Origin of the sequence: Grimontia marina (assembly GCF_900060185.1) — a bacterium.
GTDB classification, from domain to species: Bacteria; Pseudomonadota; Gammaproteobacteria; order Enterobacterales; family Vibrionaceae; genus Enterovibrio; species Enterovibrio marinus.
This window is the reverse complement of record NZ_FIZY01000031.1, coordinates 1-17,537: the sequence shown is the minus strand read 5'-3', so window position 1 is coordinate 17,537 and position 17,537 is coordinate 1. Positions and strand designations below refer to the sequence as shown.

Annotated in this window: 3 protein-coding genes; all 3 read right to left on the bottom strand. The window is 48.3% G+C overall.

Annotation, left to right across the window (positions count from 1 at the left end):
* Positions 1–140: 140 nt before the first annotated feature.
* The 3 genes from GMA8713_RS15675 to GMA8713_RS15665 are packed head-to-tail and all read right to left on the bottom strand — an operon-like array spanning position 141 to position 17,362.
* Positions 141–9,203 carry a non-ribosomal peptide synthetase gene (locus GMA8713_RS15675; RefSeq protein ID WP_062711935.1) on the bottom strand — a complete coding sequence of 3,021 codons (9,063 nt, stop codon included), beginning with the start codon at positions 9,201–9,203 and terminating at the stop codon, positions 141–143.
* Positions 9,203–16,696, bottom strand: coding sequence for a non-ribosomal peptide synthetase (locus tag GMA8713_RS15670; protein ID WP_062711930.1), 7,494 nt, complete (start codon positions 16,694–16,696; stop codon positions 9,203–9,205). The genes GMA8713_RS15675 and GMA8713_RS15670 overlap by 1 nt, the downstream gene beginning before the upstream one ends.
* Positions 16,697–16,726: 30 nt before the next feature.
* A complete protein-coding gene (locus GMA8713_RS15665; protein WP_157515641.1) occupies positions 16,727–17,362 on the bottom strand; it encodes a hypothetical protein in 636 nt (211 codons plus the stop codon).
* Positions 17,363–17,537 lie beyond the last annotated feature (175 nt).

Sequence of the window (17,537 nt, the reverse complement as noted above, 5' to 3'; positions counted from 1 at the left end):
GATCATGAAGCAACTTAGAACACACTCTTTGATTCAATTCAGGCAAGTTAACTGAGTTTGACACCTGTTCCCTACCTGAATTAATGCAGAAATGTCATCTATATCTGTTCATGCTCTCGCCCTGACTCAAACAGCGTGTTTTAAGTACGCGTTAGAATATCGACAATTTTCGTTTCGACGGACGACACAACGGCCATCGTGATCACTTTAAATCTGGACAACAGCACTTGGAGCGTGTCTTCTCGCAGTTCTCGTGCATCATAAAAGAGATTGAGCTTGTAGCCGTCCACTAAAGGTAAAATACAAAATACCGTCTGGTGGTTACTGCCACTGACTGTCATCACAGGCTCAAAGGTAAAAGGTAACGTGCCGCCTACCTCTGCCTCTGGCATGTTTTCAAACACAAACAAACTGCCAAAGGGGGAAGTGGGAACCCAGTTTTCGTCGTAATGATTGAGTTCCTGAAACGCAAATTGTTGTCTGTCTGGTTGAGTGGTTTGTATCTCATGCAGTAATTCAGCGGCAGATTTCTCCCATATTTGGGTTGCTCTAAGAACCGGACTGGCCACAAAAAGTCCAAACAAGGATTCAACGTTTTCAATTTCTCCCGGACGATCTGTCATGGTTGTACCAATGACCGCATCATCAACCCCCATTTTTTCTGCCAATGTCGTTATCCAAGCCAGTTGCATCAATTGATTCACTGTGAACTTTTGGGTTTCTGTGAATCGGCGAATCTGTGTTGTCTCTTCCCGAGTAAACAGATCGTAGACACCCTGCATACGGGTCTCTTTTTGTAGCGAAATATCGGGAACCTCCTCTTTCGCTAGTCGTTGATTCATCGGTGCACCCTTCAAGTAGCTGCTCCAAAATTCGGACGAAGAGGATTTATCAAAGGTTCTTTGCAGATAACAGGTGAAGGGTTCAAAGCTACTTTTAACTGGAGAAGGTGCACAGCCTTTGATTAACGTAAAGTAGGTTTCCACCACGTCACCAAGGAGGATATTTAATGACCAGCCATCAAAAAGAACATGGTTGAACGTGAACACCTGATACCAAGAGTTTTCCTCAGTTTGAATTAACCGCAAACGAAACATTGGCGGTTTGCTCTCTGAGAAAGGCGTCGTACGGTCCTTTAATACAATGTTCAACAGAGTTGCTTGTAAGTCGCTAGTATTGAGCCTTTTTTCGCGCCAATCGTCTACCGTCACCGGTAAATCTACCTTTGCAAAAACAACCTGATTCAGTTCACCCGGCATGTCTCTGTCAGTGAAACCAGCACGAAGTACATCATATTTGTCTACGCAAACCTGCCAACTCTGCAAGTAAGTCGATATATCGATTTCACCGGAGATTTTGGTGATAATTTGGTCAATTTGAAAATCGGGGTCAACACGATTGAAATAGAGTATTTCTCGCTGTACGCCTGTTGCTAAATAGACATTATCGATAGCATCTTCTTTCTGTAGCTTATCTAACTCTGTAAAACTTATCTTGGCATTAGGAAAATCTGATGGCGTAAAGTGACTCTTTAATGCTAAATCAGCTCGTACAGTCTTCAATTGCTCAATTTCCAGGGTGATTTCACCAAGAATTGATTCGAAGGTTTCTTGCAGAGCTTGGGCTTTTTCCGGCTTAAGCATTGACGAAAAATTAAGGATGAGCTTCTCGTTTTCTTCCCAACAATCGAGACTTGCCAGATACCAAGGTGAATACCCTTCGGTGCTTTCGACATCCCAAGTTGCAGGTTTCACAGACCATACTTCGTCTTTTTTTCTACTCATTGAGCCAAGAAAGTTAAAGCTAAATTCTGGCATCCACCTTTTCGGCACCTTCGATGCCATCAATGCACCAAAGCCAATGCCTTTGTCAGGGATTTGCATGAGGGCGTTTTTGTTAACCCGTAAGGTCGTGATCAGATCAACGCTGCGGGTGACCGTAAACGGATACAGGTTGGTAAACCAGCCTACCGTGCGCTCTATCTGGCAATCTGGCGCAATATCGTACCGACCATGCCCCTCAAGGTTTAGCTGAACATCATCATCAGAGCCAGATGCGCGAGCAATCGCTTCTGCCCAAACAATCATGAGAAGGTCTGGCAATTTTATAGATAACGTCGAGCAGACAGACTCTTTTATCTCCGAGAGAAGATCACGGCTGATAGATTGATTTTTAATTACCGGTATGTCGCCTCGCACTGAATTAAGCGCTGACAGGCAGCTTTGTGACAGGGTGGCTTCCCAAAGTGAACGTTGATTTTCATTGTCACGGGCATAATTCACGAGGGACTCTTGCCATTGTCTATAACTGGTTCCTTTTTCTCCCAGTGGTTGTCCCTCCAGCAGCGTTTTCAGATCCTGCGCAATAATTCGCCAAGAGACAGCGTCAATGACTAAATGATGGCAGGAAACAAATAGTTCAGGTTGAGCTCTGTGTTCTCTTGGGTAGACAAACGCAAATCTATACAGCGGTCCTTGTGACAAAGAAATAGTATTGGTGATATCCCTGCAAATCCCTAAATCATCTTCGGGCCGAATGATCACCAAGTCCACATCATGGATTGCTTGATCAGAGTAGGACTGAACAACTTCCCCATTCTCAAAACGATATTGAAACCGAAGTGCATCGTGATGATTGACCAAGGCCACAAGGGCTGTTTGGAGACGATCGATATCACTGTGTGGGAGGTTGATAAAAAATGACTGAGGGAAGCTGTCAGGGTGCGACTTGTTCAACTCAAAAAACAGGGTCTGGATTGGCAAGAGATTGGCATCTCCCGTCAAGAGACCCTGTTCAGACTTCATTTCTATTTGGTTGACGTCAGTGATATGTTTAGCCAGCGCCACAACGTTGGGATGATCGAACATCGCTCTGTTTTGGATGGCATATCCTTCTCTCTGAATTACATTGACAACTTGTATACTTAGGATCGAATCCCCACCTATCGCGAAGAAATCATCGTCTATTCCGACTCTATCTATTCCAAGCACATCCTGCCAGATGCGACACAGCTTGGACTGGAGTTCGGTTTCTGGAGCATGGTACTTTTCTGTGTCAGTCCATTCCGGTGCAGGCAGTGCATTTCGGTCAAGTTTGCCATTTATTGTAAGCGGAACATGGCCAATTGGGACCAGCAAAGAGGGGATCATATAATCTGGCAATTGGCGTCTTAGTGCTGCTCTCAGCTCCGTTATGTCTACCTGCTCAGATTCGAGTACGACATATGCCACCAGAGCCTTGCCCTGCTCACGCTCAATATCAATCACCACCGCCTGGGACACACCATCAAGATCGCTCAAAACACTGGCTATCTCACCCAGCTCAATCCGGTGACCACGAATTTTCACTTGCTGATCATTACGGCCCAGATATTCCAAGTTACCATCTGGTAACCAGCGCACCAAATCACCAGTGCGATAGAGCCGCGTCTCACCTTTGGCCATCTCATTCTCATTGGCAAACGGATGGTCAATAAAGCGCTCTGCCGTCAGCTCGGGATTGTTCAGATACCCACGAGCTAGTCCTGCACCACCGATATAGAGTTCACCAACAGCACCGAGTGGAATGAGTTGCAGCGCTGTATCCAAAACAAAACAGCGCTCATTACTTAACGGCTTACCTATGGGGAGAATTCGTTTTTTGGGGCTATTGGTGCCAAATAATAATGCGGTACTGCAGGTCGTCGTTTCGGAAGGGCCGTAGCCATTTAAAATATCAACACCCGCCTGTGAGATACGGATAGCATCGCTATAGAACACTTTGTCGACGCCAGTCAGTATCTTTTTGACACAGCTATGATGGCCGTCAACATAGTCGGCAAAAGCCGACAGATAAAACGGTGGAATATAGGCAAACTCCACCTTGTTATGCGCCAAGAAGTCAAAATACATTTCATCGTTTCTTTGGCACTCGTCCGAACAGAGATAAAGCGAACTACCGCTCAATAGGCTGGAAAAAATTTCGTAAACAGACACATCAAACACATAATTGGTCCAGCATGCCGTCTTGGAAAAATTATGTTTGTAGTGTTCAGCAAAAAGCAGTTGAACCGTATTTTTGTGTTCAATCATAACCCCTTTCGGCTGTCCTGTGGTGCCCGAGGTATAAATCACATAAGCTAAATCACCTGAACTGCGGACCCGCGGCACATCTCCCACTGGCTGCTGTGTATGTGTTGGGTCATCGGCACAGATGACCGTAACGGCTAAGGACTTAGTCTCAACTAATGGTGCGATCGTGGCGCTCTGCGGCGCATGGGTCAGCACAATAGATGCTTGTGTATCTTCCATAATAAAACGGGTTCGTTCACTGGGATAGTCCGGCGAGATCGGCACATAAGCAGCCCCCGCTTTCAGCACAGCCAAGATACTGATCACCATCTCCAAACTGCGATCTAGATACAGGGCGATCAGCGTATCTGCAGGCAACTCACTGCCATACTGCGCGTGATAAGTTTCGAGCAGCTGATAGGCCAGCTGATTGGCTTTGGTATTGAGCTCGGCATAGGTAAGGCTCTCTCCTTCATAAACCAACGCGGTTTGGTTTGGCGTTTTTGCAACTTGTTCCTCAAACAACGACACTAATGTCGCATCCTTCGGATAAGAAATTTCCCCACCATTGGCCGTATCCAAAAGTGCTTTTCGCTCATCCTCTGACAAGACCGAGACTGTCTCATGCTGTCGTTGAGGATCTTCACAAATGGCAACGAGCACACAACGTAACTGATCAAGCAGCCTTTGGGCGTCTTCTTCAGACAACCAGTCAAGGCCATATTTCAATGTCATCACCAGATTGTCATCACGCTCGTAAACGATAAGCGCAAGCGGGTAATCAAGTTTCTCAACATACTCACGGAAACTGAACGGCCAATCTCCATCCTCTCTCGGCATGGGATAGTTTTCAAACACCAACAGGCTATGAAAAAGGCGTTCTCCGTTTCGCTGCATGGATGACAAATCTACGCCGCTGTGACTGTTGAGGTTGGCAATTTGTGTCTGAATTGACCGAAGCACTTCAGAAATAGATTGCCCAGGAAGCCAGTTCACACTAAGTGGCAATGTATTGATAAAAGGCCCGACACTGCTTTCTATGTCTTGTACAGGTAAGTCACGTCCTGAAACCGTGGTGCCCACCAATGTCTGATCACTGCCTGTGTAAATCTGAATTAACTTATGCCATGCGAACTGAACCGCTGCATTAAGGGTCACACCAATCGTTAAACATTGTGTTTTCAGATTCTTAGTGACCGCATCATCAAGCATTTTGCATGAAGAAGCAGGGCGTTCTATCTCTTTAATTTGCCCGAGAGCAACAGGATGGCTCATCATCGAAGACAAATCATTGATGCCTTCCCAACTGTCCTTTTCTTTATGCCAAAACGTACTGAATTCTTCGCGTTTACTGTGGCTGTATTGCTGTGCAAGACCATAAGCTGAATCTGTCTTCACCTCCGGTTCATGCCCTGAGACTAACTGCTCATAATACGCGTGGACTTGATTCCAGAGAATTGGTGCACTCCACCCATCACTGATGCTGTGGTGCTCCGTTTTCATAACGGTAAAATGGTTGTCGTTATGCTTGATAACGGTAAAGCGCACGAGTCCCGGGCAAGTTAAATCAAAACCTACCTTGCGGTCAGCTTGTTGTAACTCAGAAATGCGTCTCTCTCTTTTTTCTTCGTCAACATCACTGAGGTCTAACAGAGTAAAACTTTCTTTTGTAATGCCAGCTCCCCGAGAGATCACCTGGAGCAATTTATCCTGCCAGTTAAATGCCATCCGTAATGATGGATAGGTGAGAGAAGCGAGATGCCATGCCTGCTGATAAGCCTCTATATCAAGAGAATAGTGATAATCGACCAGTAACTGAACGCGATAGGCGTCATCATCTGGACGGTTAAGATGATGAGAGATAAATCCTTGTTGCAAACTATTTGCCGGATATATGGCGTCAATATCTGGGTATGTTGATTCAAGCTGTGCCAACTGAGACAGGCCAAGGATATTGCTTCCATAGTCACTGGGGGTTTTACGACTCCCCATTTTTGCCTGTTTGACAGCAGTCTCCAATATGTCATTCAGCGCGTTCTGCAATGCGGTTGTAAATCGCTCTGATTGGTCTGTATCCAGTTGGCTTTGGACCTCAAATTGCAGAGTGTTTTGATAGATGGCGCCATTGATATTAAGCAGCAGCTGACTTGAGTTTGCAGCACTGACCGTGTCGCCTATTGCATCGAAATTGATCGTCCATGTTGCATTATCATCTGAACCACCAAACTGCCCGAGATAGTTAAAACTGACCTGAGGCAAATGTCCGGTCAGGTTTTCTGACAGTGCACCAAAACCAATGCCTTTGTTAGGAATTGACCGTAATGCCTCTTTGTTGATAACGATGGTTTCAGCCATGTCTTCACCCACAGCTAAACGGTGTGGGTACATCACGGTGAACCATCCAACGGTTCGGCTGACATTGAGCGTATCATCAAGCCCTTCCCGACCATGACCTTCCAGTAAAATTGGTGGGATCTGATCGTTGAAAGTCTCTGACAGGGCCAACGCCACAGCACTCAATAGCAGGTCATCTATTCGGGTGTTGAATCCTTCATTGGCCTCCGCTAAAAGTGACTGGGTTTCACTTTCACTCAATTGGACACGGTATCGAGTTAACGGGTGGAATGCATGCTCAGTAGATGTCGCCATTTTTGACTGCCAATACTCAGCTTCATCGGGATTATTATCACCATAGGTTTTTACAGCATCCACCCATTGACGATAGCTGCTGCCTTTGTCTAATAAACTCTGATCGGTCAGAAGCAGTCGTAAGTCATCGGCCAAAATTCGCCATGAGACAGCATCAATCACCAAATGATGTGCAGCAAAAAACAATCTGGCTTCACCATCTTCGAACCCTGTCAAGAAACCTGCCTGCCAAAGCGGACCTGACGCTAGGTCAAAGTGACTTTGCCAGTCAGTAAGCAGAGCATGCACCTCGGCTTCATGATGAAGAGTTATGTCGGATACAAACAACTCAGGCAGTTTAAATTCTTCGATAGCCTGATAAACCTGAACACATCCGTTGTCGGTACGCATGAACGTTGCCCGCAACATATCATGTTGGGCTGCCAACGCACTTAAGGCCATTTGTATCGCTTTTGTTGTCGTATCAGCAGGAATACGAACCGTAAACGCTTGATTCCAGTGATGCTCAGCCGTTAGTGCCTGATTGATAAACCAATGTTGAATCGGCAATAATCCAAACTCACCGGTCAATGGGCCCTGTTCCGTAAGAATATTGGTCTCTGATTTTGCCTGTTGAAGGTACTCGGCAAGGCTTGCGATGGTAGGGTGATCATATATTGCTTTCACATTAAGACAATGTCCCTGTTCACGGAGGCGATTGACAACCTGAATACTCAGGATGGAATCGCCACCCAGACGGAAGAACTCGTCATCTATCCCAACTCGCTCAAGACCCAGAATCGACTGCCAAACATCACACAGGCTTTGTTCCAGTTCGGTACTCGGCGCGACATAATTGCCTTCACTTTGCCATTCAGGTTCAGGCAACGCCTGACGATCCAGCTTACCGTTAATGGTCAATGGCACTTCGTCAATACACATCAGCACAGACGGCACCATATAGTCCGGTAATTGCGAAGACAACGCCCGGCGCAATAGCTCGACATCGATCTCTGTCGCTGAGGCCACCACATACCCCACCAGAGCCTTGCCCTGCTCACGCTCAATATCAATCACCACCGCCTGGGACACACCATCAAGATCGCTCAAAACACTGGCTATCTCACCCAGCTCAATCCGGTGACCACGAATTTTCACTTGCTGATCATTACGGCCCAGATATTCCAGATGACCATCTGGTAGCCAGCACACTAAATCACCGGTTCTATACAAACGTGTTTCACCGCGGGCGATCTCATCATCAGTGGCAAAAGGGTTGTCAATAAACCGATCTGCAGTCAGCTCTGGTTGGTTGAGATAGCCACGGGCCAGACTGGCCCCGCCAATGACCAACTCACCCACAGCTCCCAGTGGTGCCAGATATTTTCCGGATTGCATCACATAAAGACGCTGATTATTCAGGGAGGCACCAATGGACGTATCCGTTCGATCATTCAGCTCACACACTGAAGCAAAAACAACAGCTTCTGTCGGACCATAGACATGACGTAGAGACACCTCAGGATAGCGCGATTTAAAAGCCTCAATTTTGGTTGGGTCACAGCGCTCGCCACCAAATAATATTTGTTGGATCTGTGTGTTTCTAATGTCACCGTGTACGACCAGTTCGTTAAACAAGGCAGTCGTCAAAAAAAAAGTATCAATCCGATCTTCACGTAAACGTTCACAGAAAGCGTTCAGGTTTAAGATCTCCGCCTTCTGATAAAGAGACACACAAAAGCCGTGAATGAGTGCTGGCATTAAATCGAAAATAAACCCATCAAACACGTAGGGCGATAAGCTGGCGATCCTTTGTGTCCGATTAAGATCGAAATAATTAGGCTGGCAACAAAAGGCCAATAGAGCCTGATGTTCCACCATCACCCCTTTCGGTTGTCCTGTGGTGCCCGAGGTATAAATCACATAGGCTAAATCTTGGGAACACCGAGCCCGCAGCACATCAACCCATGGCTGCTGCTGATGAACTGGATCATCAGCACAGATCACCGTCACAGACAATGACGCAACCTCAATCAACGGCGAGATCGCAGTGACCAGCGGCGTATGGGTCAGCAGCATTAATGCTTGCGTATCCTCTAAGATAAAACGCGTCCGCTCCTCAGGATAATCCGGCGAGATCGGCACATAAGCCGCCCCCGCTTTCAGCACAGCCAAGATACTGATCACCATCTCCAAACTGCGATCTAGATACAGGGCGATCAGCGTATCTGCAGGCAGCACGCAACCTTGTTGGTTTTGATATGTCGCCAAAAGATGATGGGCCAATTGATTGGCGCGGGTATTGAGTTCAGCATAAGTCAGTTGCTGGTCTTCAAACACCAAGGCAATCTTATCAGGCGTTCGAGCCACTTGTGCTTCAAACAGTTCTGACAGGGTCTTTTCCCGCGGATAATTGGTTTCGGTTTGATTGAAAGTGTGTAATAGCGTATTTCGTTCGTCATTCGGAAGCATATCCAATGAAGATGCTAAAAGGTCGGTAATTGAATCTAAATTTTGAAAATCCATTACTCTTCTCCATTGTTAACGCGAGATTGGTTCGCATTGTGAGGTGACAGGTTGTCAATCAAGGCTTCAGCTAAGGTTTTTACGTAGGTGATAACCGATGAAACGGGGATATCACTGTGTGTGATTGCCGACAAGGTGAAAGTGGCGTCAGGATCATCATCAACAATCACAGTGATCGGGAAATTATTGAATTCATCCTGCGCGCCAGAAAGAAGTTCAACGCCATGTTGCGACATTACATTGGCGAACACCGTATGGGAGGCCTCTTGTCGATAGTTAAATAATGCGGTGAAAAGAGGGGCTCCCTTTTCCACACCACTCAGTGCTTGTGCATCTTTGAGAGAATATCTGCAAAAATCACTTAGATGACCGAGTTCATCGGCCACATTTTTCACGAGTTGTGCCGGAGCGACATTTTCTAAATCAAGCATTAATGGAAGGGTATTGATCATTGGCCCAATGGTATCCACGGTTGAGCTGCCAACGATGCCTCTGCCAGACAATACGGTGCCAAATACCACTTGATGTTGATGAGTCAGTCTGGCGAGCATTAAACCAAATACGGTGTGGAAGTAGGCAGCCGGAATGACACTATTTTCACGGCACCATGACCTGATGCGTTCAGTGATTTCTTGGCAAATCTGATAGGATTCATGGTGCAATTGATTCTTATCAACATTGGAGACAACGACGTCGTAAGGCACAGTGCCGTGACTGACTGCTCCCAAGCGTTCTCGGAAATAAGTCTCCGCGCGCTGTTTATCAGTGTGTTCCTCCAACCAAACAACATTTCGAAACGGGATGACTTGATCCGGCAGTTCAATCTGACGCAAAAGCTGGAGAAGTTCCGACAGAAGAATGTTTTGCCCGGTAAAATCGATGATCACGTGATGGCAAATTAGCTTGCCTCGAATCTTGTTATCAACCGGATCATCAGAGACAAAAAGCTGAATCAGAGGGCCCTGAGCTAAGTCAGGGGCCAAAGACAACTGAGAGTTCAGGCTCTTCAGCTCTATCTCGTTCTGTTTCAACACCACCTGAACCTGTTCAGACAGATCCTCAAGCACAAACACCGTTCGTAAAACATCATGCCTTGCAACTAGCTGGTTCAACGCCGTTAAAAAGCGATCAAGTGACGCCTGACTGTTGAAACTTAATGGTAACTCGAAAAGATAAGGATCCTCTTTAGCGGACAATTGATGTTGGAACACCAGACCTTTTTGCATGGCAGTTAACGGATAAATATCCGAAATATTCGCCAAACCGCCGGGAACGATATTACAAACTTTGTCAATTTCACGCTGACTGAGACTGACCAAAGGCAGCAAGCTCGGTGTGATCTCTCGACAATTATCTGGAATTAAGTTCGTTGGTATATCATGTACCTTGGCGTCAATGAGCACTGCGTTAAGCTCAACAACAGACGGGTTTTCAAACAGCAACTGCAAGGACATCTCCTGCCCTAGCCGCTCACGGATGAGGCTTTGCAGCTTCACCGCATCCACCGAGCTGCCCCCAAGACGGAAGAAGTTATCGTGGACGCCCACCTGCTCAAGACTCAACAACTCACCAAACAGCTGACATAACACCTCTTCTCTCAACGAGGTCGGGGCCACATACTCATCATTCTCCGACGCCTGCGTCTCCGCTAGCGTTGTCAAAGCCTGACGGTCCAGTTTCCCATTGGCGGTCAGCGGTAAACTCTCCAGCACACAGACCACGTCCGGTACCATATAATCCGGCAGACGTTGTCCCACATATTCCTTCAACACCGTCACCGGTGCACGGCTGTCCAGTCGCTCACCTTGCCAGCGTTCATAGGTCTCTGGCGTCACATATCCCCCCACCAAGCAATGAAGGACTGGCGAGCCTGTCAGGGTATTCAGGCCAGCGGTGTCCGAGATCCCCGCCGGACACAAGCCGATGTCATAGCGTGCCGCCTGTTGCATCAGCTGTTGGCTCCAGCGGCCTGCCTCATGGTGTGCCTCACCGCAGAGTACCAACACCACGTTGGCTTCTTCCCAAAGGTTACCCGGCAACGCCGATGATAAAGCCTCACCGAATGCGCCTTCATCACCGTCATGCCAGATATGCAGTGACAGCCCCGCAGGCAACGCAGGCAGACAGCGGGCCAACTCTCCGTCACTCAGGCTGTCTGGCAGGAACTGCCGCACACTCTGACGGTGCAGGAAAGCCGTTCGTGTTGCCGTGGCAGCCGTCTCTGTCAGGCGGTAACTGCCAAGGTGCATGGGGTGATCACTCAAGGCGGGTAAGGTCGACACCCCGTCAGTGACTTTCGATAAACTCAGGCCATTAGCTTGCAACGCCCCCAACAACACTTCATGCAGGTAACCTGCCTCAAGGGCACAGAAGGTGTCGGATAAATCACCGTACAACGGTTTGATCGCCGCCAGTTTGCCTATCAGATGAAGCTGGATCCCCTGCAGCCCTTCGACGCGTTCACACAGTTCAAGCGTATGGTTCACCGGATGGTAGTAATACTGTCCCGCTGCCAGCCCTTCGACAGCCCCGTCGCCAATACTGAGGTAACACTGAACCGGATACAGGCTGCCGGCTGATGGGTAGGCATATTTGGGTAAGGCCGCATCGGGTTGCGGTCGGGCTTGTATCCCCGACAGACTCAGGCCCAGTTGGGTCAGGGTCAGTGGTGTGGTCAAAGGAAAGCACGCTTGCCCCGGCACATGGATAAACAAGGTGTCCGGGTCGGCCGCCGTCAGTGCGATGGTGTCGTTGTCCCAGTACTCCAGTTGAGGCTGTGACAGTTTATAGGCTGCCCGGGCCAGTGGACTGAGACTGCCTGCGGCTTCAAGGCTCCCGCTGTTGTCCCCTTCCGGCACAATAAAGCTGGCCAGACGGGCCTGATCCCCCGTGCCCAGCACCTGCGTCACCGCTTGCTGTACCTGTGGCAGCGTCTCTATCACACTGTTGATCTCACCCAGCTCTATCCGATGGCCACGGACCTTGACCTGACTGTCTGTCCGGCCTTCGAACACCATGTAACCTTGCGGGTGCATCCGCCCCATGTCGCCCGTCCGGTATAACCGCTCACCACTGACAGGGTGAGTGATAAACTGTGCGTCGGTCCGCTCTGTGTCGGCCCAGTACCCGTCAGCCAGTCCTTCCCCGCCAATGTAGATATCCCCCAGACTCCACGTCGGCTTTGGTTGTAACTGGCTATCCAGTACATACATCTGTTGGTTCGCCAGCGGCATACCATATGGAATACTGCTCCACCCTGCGTCCATCCCGGTCACCGGGTAGCTGATTGACCAAATCGCCGCTTCCGTTGCCCCACCCAGACTGTGCAGCTCGGCATCCGGGTGTTGAGCCGCCAACTGCGTGGGCAGACTTAAGGGGATCCAGTCCCCGCTGAGCATCACCAGCCGTAATTCCACGCCCTCGACTAACCGGCCCTGTGACCAGTCCAGCCACATCTGCTGAAGCGCAGGCACCGTATTCCACAGGGTGACCCCGTGGGTTGCCATCTGCTCACACCAATGAGCCGGGTCGCGTTGTCCGCACGGGGCAGGCAGCACCAGTCTGCCACCGGCAGCCAGTACCCCAAAGATATCCCACACGGATAAGTCAAAGTTCAGGGCGGACAAGCCCAGGACCGCATCACGCTCTGTCACCCCGTAACGGCGGTTGATGTCCAGCACGGTGTTCGAGACCGCGCGGTGGTTCATCATCACCCCTTTCGGGACGCCGGTGGAGCCTGAGGTGAAGATGACATACGCCAGGTCGTCCAGTTGCTGGCGGGGGGCATCCGTCCACGGCCTCACCACCATCTCGTCCGCCAGGGGACGCACAACCAGCCAGGTCGGCCCAGCGGTCTCTATCCCCCGCCCGCTCAGGCAACGCTGGGTCAGGGCAACACTGACCTTGCCGGAGGTTAACAGTTGCTCCCGCCTTGCCGGCGGCTGGTCGGCGTCTATCGGCAGGTAGGCCGCACCGCTCATCAGTACCGCCAGAACGGCCACCACCTGCTCCCAGTCTTTTTGCATCACCACACCCACCAGACTGTTCGGCGTTACGCCGTGCTCATCCAGTTGGTGGGCTAAATAGGTCGCCTCTCTTACCAGCGCCCGGTAGGTCAATGTCCGCTCTCCACTGACCACGGCAATCGCCTCCGGACGCTGCGCGGCCTGTGCCAGTATCGGCAGGTGCAGGTGGGTCACGGGCAACGCGCTCTCGGTGGCGTTGTAGGCCGCCAGGTAGTCGGGCTGATAAACGGGTAAGGTGGGGGCGGAGGTGGCCGCCAGATAACGTAAACTCGCCGTGAAGTGGTGGAACATCGCATCCAGTACCCCTTCTGGGAACAGGGCATGCAGGGCGTCCCAGACCAGGGTCAGGCCTTCCGGCCCTTCGCTCACCTGACAATCTAACCAGACCTGAGGGGTCTGGCTCTGGCTGTATAAGCTCTCACCTAAAAATGACAGGGGCTCACGGTAGCTGTCCCCTAACCCGAGGGTACTGGTCAACACCACGGGCATCAGCATGTCCGGCTCACTCCGGTGCTGACGTAGCTGGCGCAGCACCTCTACGCCGCTCACCGCCATATGGCTCAGGTCACGGAAGAGCTGTTGTTGGATTGCCGGGCATAACACTGACAAGTCGTCACTGTCAGCTTGCACTTCCAACAAGGTCAGGCTGGTGAAGTCGCCGATGATGTCCATCACTTCCGGGTGCCACGGCTGGCGATTGAACAGGGTCAGGTTCAGACTGAAATGCGTACTCGATGACCACAGTGCCAATGTCCGTGATAACACCCCGGCTATCACGACGGTCGGGGTCACGGACAGGCGGGCGGCGGTGGCTTGTATGGCCGACCACTCCGCGGGCGGCAAGACGGCGTCATGACGGCCAAAGTCGGTGTTCTCTAACTGTGAAGGCTGGGTACGCAGCGGCAGTTGCGGCGCTGCAGGCAGGGTCTCCAGTCTGGCTTGCCAGTAGGCCTCTGCGCGCTGGTACGCCGGGTGCCCCCGGTAGGCTTTCTCGGCCAGCACGTAGTCACGGAAACTCAGGCTCAGTGTCGCTAACTCGGTCTCGGGATGCTGGTAGAGGGTTTTCATCTCGTTGACCAGCAATATCAGGCTGGATGCATCCGCCGCCAGGGCGTTGTAGTAGATAAACAGGCGACGTTCGCCATCGGGCAGTTTCACCAGATGAAAACGGATGAGGTGGTTGTCTGTGTCACGCAGGCGGCGAAGGTCGCGACAATGGGCCAGCTTCTCCTCACACACTCCGGTATCGTCATTGTTCAGGTCGAGAGTCGGTAACGTGTACCCGTTGAACGGGGCTATCTGTTGTTCGCCATTGTCGTTGAACTGCACCCGCAGCATCCCATGGCGGGCATACAGGCGTGACAGCGTGGCTGTCAGACGGTCTTCGTCTATCTCGTCATTCAGCGGTAATTCAACCACCCCGCCAGTGGCATTGCCGCCCAGTTGTTGGCTGTCTTGCTGCCCTACCCAGTAAGCGTATTGGATGTCATTCAGTGGGAAAGTTTGGTGTTGCTGAGCAGGCTCTGCGGTCAGTGAAACAGTCGCCGCGGCTTCCGAATGCTTGGCAGACATCAATGCTTTTACGGTGGGTTTTTCAAAGAGGGTTTCCAGCGATATGTCGACACCGAGTTTTTCCCGGACTTTTGTGATGAGCGTAATTGCCGAAATTGAATCACCACCAAGCTGAAAGAAATCATCATTCACACTGACGTGAGGAATCGATAGGACATCCTCGACCATTGCACACAATATCGCTTCACTATCTGTTTTGTGTTCTTGGAGCTCTTGTTTAGCTTTCTCATCAGATAACGATGCAATGGGATCAAACTCACCATTGGTGTAGGCACGTTTATTGGCCGAACGCTGTATTTTTCCACTGGATGTTTTAAGTATTCTTGCTGGCTTGATCAACACCACGTCGTGGAGGCTGATTTCAAATGCATCTGATATTGACTCTACGATACACTTGAATACCGCCTTCGCATCCAGACGTCTGAGGGCGGTTCGTTTAACCTCCAAAACAATCACAACACCTTCGCGGTCATGAATATCCATACCAAATGCGGCACAATGACCGGCGACAAGATCTGGGTGACTGCGACTCGCTATTTGCTCTAAATCTTGTGGATAGAAATTTTGCCCTCTGATAATAAGCATGTCTTTGATGCGTCCGCAGACATACAGTTCACCTTCATGCATAAACCCAAGATCGCCAGTTCGCATGAAATGGGTTTGTGGTTCATCTTTTGTTGACGCACGAAATGTTTCTTGTGTCGCTGCATCATTTCTCCAATAACCTGCCGCTACGCTGGCTCCAGAAAACCAGATTTCTCCTACTTCTCTTTCACCGCACTTTTCAAAGGTTGTTGGGTCAACAATTTCAACTCTATGTTTTTTTATTGGCGGACCACAGCTGACCAATGGCTGACCATTTTCAGTATCCGCTACAACCGCCATATTATTTTTGAGTTCTGTTTTATCCACATAAAAATGCCGGACATCATTCCGCTGAAGTGAATGTGATACTGCTAATGTGGCTTCTGCCAACCCATAACAAGGTCTATGCGTTGAAGCCTTAAAACCCAGTTTCTGATATCGTTTAGTGAATTCTTCAAGTAGCAGATAGTCAACAGGCTCAGCTCCATTCGATGCCACTTTCCACGAGCTCAGATCAATATCAGACAGCGCGTTCTCATCCACGTTGCTGAGACAATGCTGAAATGCAAAGTTAGGTTGTAATGTCCATGTCGCTTTGAATTCCGAAATAATTCTTAGCCAACGAGCCGGATGAGCAACAAATTCGGTGGGAGAGAGTAGAGCAAAATCCAGTTTCGCATAAATACCTATACAAATACCCGCAACCAAACCCATATCATGGAAATGTGGGATCCAATTGAAGGGGCGACTTTCTCTGCCAACAGCATTGTGTAAGCCTTCTATATTTTCTCTCAGGTTATGATAGGTAACACACACACCTTTAGGATCACCTGTCGAACCGGACGTGTATTGCAGGTAAGCCACATTGTTTGAATATTTTTTAATGGCATCGATAAATGTAAGATGGTAATCACTATCTAATGATGTTGTATTATTTATCAACGTATCTGTATCGATGAAAGACTGATTATCTTTAACGCCTTCCCCTTCTTTCAATATTTTTCGATAAATGCTACTCATTTCTGACGTTGTCAAAACAAATTTTGCAGATGAATCTTTATAAATCGAGGAAAATCGATTTATTTTTTGGTTTTTTCTAGGTGGGTTAATAGGCACTGCAATGATACCAGCTTTTACACATGCCAAAAATGACAGCACAAAATCAACACCTGCTGGATAAATTAATACAGCAGTTTCGCCTTTCTTTATTTTTCTGGATAATTCTACCGCAATTTTAGATGAAAAAAATTCAATGTCATCATGGGAAAGAAAAGTTTTACCTTCTCCTTCATAGAAGTGTAATCCATTCATTTTAAACCTCAGATTTATGTAATTTTATTTTTATCTTCTATCTATTCTTCCCACCCATAAATTTTGGGTATCAATATCTTTATTTGTATAAAAACCGAGCAGAAGATTAATTGGTTTTGAATAAAATACTGTGCTATTTGTTAAGGAAGTTATTGTTTTAAAATGTTCTTTTCTAACTAATACTTTGTAATAAGAACTGAAAGCCATTGTTGCTTTTATAGCCCATGAGAAACCTTCAACGGTGGGGGAAGATAGATCTAGGATCTCACAACATGATTCTGACTCACCTATCACTGCATAGAATTTACCGTCGGTGATATACCTCACCTTTTTATAGAGTGGATTAGCCTCTAAGTAATTGATATATTGTAAATCTCTCTTTCTTCCCAAGGTGTGTTCAAATGGTATATTTTCAATATTCAACTTATCGAATTCATCGCATCTAACCATTTGGTTTGACGATAATGTAAGTTCTAAATAATTTATTACTTCAGTATTTTTTGTGAAATATCTTTTATAGATCATCTCGTACGTTTGTATCTTTCTATCATCAGAAAAACACATTTCCAAATCACATTCTCGATCGTGTATTTCATGAAAGAAGTTGATCAGCACACTTCTTGATCTAATACCACATGATATTCCCAGATCTCCTTGTAAGCTCACATCAAGGCATTCTTTATTTATATAGAATTTATACTTACTAAATAGCTGTTCCTAATAGTAGATCTCAAAGATAAGAGAAACTCAGTCCGCTTTGTGCGATCTGATCAATCGCCAAACCGAAACATACCGACAAAAGGACTGAGTGATGGCCATCATAGCACCGATACCTCGTGGC